Here is a 2,473-nt window from a genome sequence, read left to right on the forward strand (position 1 = left end):
CATCTAAATGTTTGCTATACTTTTCCACGAAGCTAAGGATACTGTTAAATTGCTCCTCGGTTACCTGCTCAAATACGGCTTGATCCCGCTCTCGAAATTCTTTGTGCAATTCCTCATGGATTTTATAAATTTCTTTCCCTTTCCCAGTAAGCTTAAAGTAAATTTCTTTCTTATTATCCGGTCTCTGATAGCTTTCAATTAAGCCTTTTTCCATGAGTTTCTTCGTTATTTTACTGATAGCACTCCTAGTCATATAAAAGGACTCAGCAAGTTTTGTCACGTTGGAATCTACATTCCTTCCTATGTATTCGATACAATGCACTTCAGAAGGCTTATATCCCTTAAGACTGTCTTCCATTTTATGTTTATTAAGCCAAACCATCTTGTTAAATAAATCTCTGACCCCCATGATCACCTGGTCTTCTTTGTTCATGGACTGTCCCCCCACTCGTTAGTGCATATTCAATTTCAACAATATAAAAATAATACCGAATATATATCGTTTTTCAAAGTAATTTTCATAATGTTCCCTTTTTATTCATCTTTAGAAAAAAAGCAGAAAAAAGTGGCAACATTAAAGATACCAATATTTTCGTTTTTTTGTGGATAATCCATAGAAAATTGCATCAAGCAATAGTTAAACCAGAAAAAATCGTATAACTTTTGAAATCAGGAAATAATACTAGAGAGGTGAAAATATGGATACGGAAAAATTTAAATTAACATCTTCAGAAATTGGTTCTCTATGGGGCGAGTATGTAAACGGAACAGCGATTGATCTGGTAATGAAATATATGTACTCCACTATTGAAGATGAAGCAATAAAAGCCGTTTTTAATGATGCTATCAAAACATTCGAAAAACAAAAGAAACAAATGATCACTTTTATTGAGAATGAAGGGTTTCCTGTTCCAATTGGATTTAATGAGTCTGACCTATATATAGGCAAACAGAGATTGTTTTCAGATGCATTTTGCCTAAACTATTTACATGTCATGACATTACATGGATTATTAGGGCATATCACTGCATTTAGCATTTCTGTTAGAAAAGACTTAAGGGATTTTTACGACTCATGTGATCATGATGGGAAAAAGATGTATCACCAAACGATTGAGCTTTTGCTGAATAAAGGACTTTTTCAGAGAGACCCATTATTCTATGCATATGAACAACCGCAATTAATTACAAGCCATGATTTCAAAGATGGTATCTTTGGAAAGGGTAGAACGCTTACTGCTACAGAAATCATTTCAATTTCTTTAAATCTGAAAAAAAGTATTATTGCTAAAACCCTTTCTATTGCATTCAGCCAGGTGGCAGAATCTAAAGAAGTAAGAGAATTTTTATCTGAATCTGAGAAAACTGCTGATGGACAAATAAAAGCATTAGCAAAAATACTCCAAGCTGATAATTTACCAGTTCCAAAATCATTGGAAACAGAAGTGACCATTTCAACTGACTCTCCATTTTCTGATAAGTTATTAATGTATCACATGGGATTTCTGTTTCAAGCAGCACAAACCTATCATGGAGCAGGCCTTGCAACATCCATGAGAACAGACTTAGTTACCACTTATGAGGCAACTATCATACAAAATCTTTTAGTTACNNGTAAATAATAAATGGTTAGAACAACCTCCGCTTGCCCCCAATAGGTCAGAAATTGCCAAAAAAAAGTAATAGAAGTGCACGCCCTTCCAATCGGTTGGGCATTTTATATTCTAGAAATCCTTCTCCCAAAACGTTAACTTAATAACTAAAAGGGATCACCACAACGCGATCCCTTTTCATACATTACTTTAAGTGAAATTGCACTATATTTTAAAAGGAAATAACTTTTATTTTGATTAATGCCCACCATTATTACTTGAGTTGAGGTTTATTTGTATTCTGACTTATATTAATTATGTATTGGAAACCATAAAGTAGTAATGCCCTTAATAAATGGATCATTAAGTATTGGTATTTTGTTAATTTCCCCAATGTAAATATTTTAAAACGGTCCACTAATTTTACTCCACCTATAAAAATAAAACAAATATGAAGAATTAAATTTGATATGAAATACAATGGGAATTTACCAAAAGTCAGTTTTAATATCCACAGGCTTGTAATAAGATAGGGACCAAAATTAAAAAAAGTCATACTTTCCAAAGGTGTTACCGCTTTATAAAATCTCCACCATTTTCTCTTTTCACCAAATAAGTCTATTGCCTTGGTAAAAGTAGAGATAAATAGGGAGGCTGGGATATATTTTTGGAATGATTTTCGACCCATAAATGGTACTGTTAGCCATGGGAGAATCAGTAAAGTAATATAGAACCATTTTGATCTTTTCATGATACTACCCCCAAGGTTTTGATAAATATTTTCTTTGACAGTTTAACCGAAACTTACATTATTTATCTGTTTATTAACACCTGTTTAGTTCCAAAGAGACGCAAACTTTTTTTCATTTTTTCTTTTTCTT

The 2,473-nt window shown here is 32.7% G+C and carries 2 protein-coding genes and 1 pseudogene; 1 reads left to right on the plus strand and 2 read right to left on the minus strand.

The features are described 5' to 3' along the window. Positions 1-433: MarR family transcriptional regulator (locus V7083_RS22720; RefSeq protein WP_335482367.1), on the minus strand; the 433-nt coding region annotated here is incomplete at its 3' end. A 265-nt stretch (positions 434-698) separates the two neighbouring features. On the opposite strand from V7083_RS22720, the pseudogene V7083_RS22725 reads away from it, so the two are divergent. Further along, positions 699-1,683: pseudogene (locus V7083_RS22725) on the plus strand (DUF3231 family protein). Positions 1,684-1,866: 183 nt separating this feature from the next. Here V7083_RS22725 and V7083_RS22730 read toward each other — a convergent pair. Further along, positions 1,867-2,343 (minus strand): hypothetical protein, encoded by a 477-nt coding sequence (locus tag V7083_RS22730; RefSeq protein ID WP_335482369.1) that lies wholly within the window; start codon positions 2,341-2,343, stop codon positions 1,867-1,869. Positions 2,344-2,473 lie beyond the last annotated feature (130 nt).

Origin of the sequence: Bacillus sp. JJ1764, from assembly GCF_036962145.1 — a bacterium.
In the GTDB taxonomy this organism is placed as follows: Bacteria; Bacillota; Bacilli; order Bacillales; family Cytobacillaceae; genus Neobacillus.

Bases quoted from the DNA above. Each gene is read 5' to 3' on its own strand.
- V7083_RS22730 (WP_335482369.1), bottom strand. From the start codon at position 2,343: ATGAAAAGATCAAAATGGTTCTATATTACTTTACTGATTCTCCCATGG.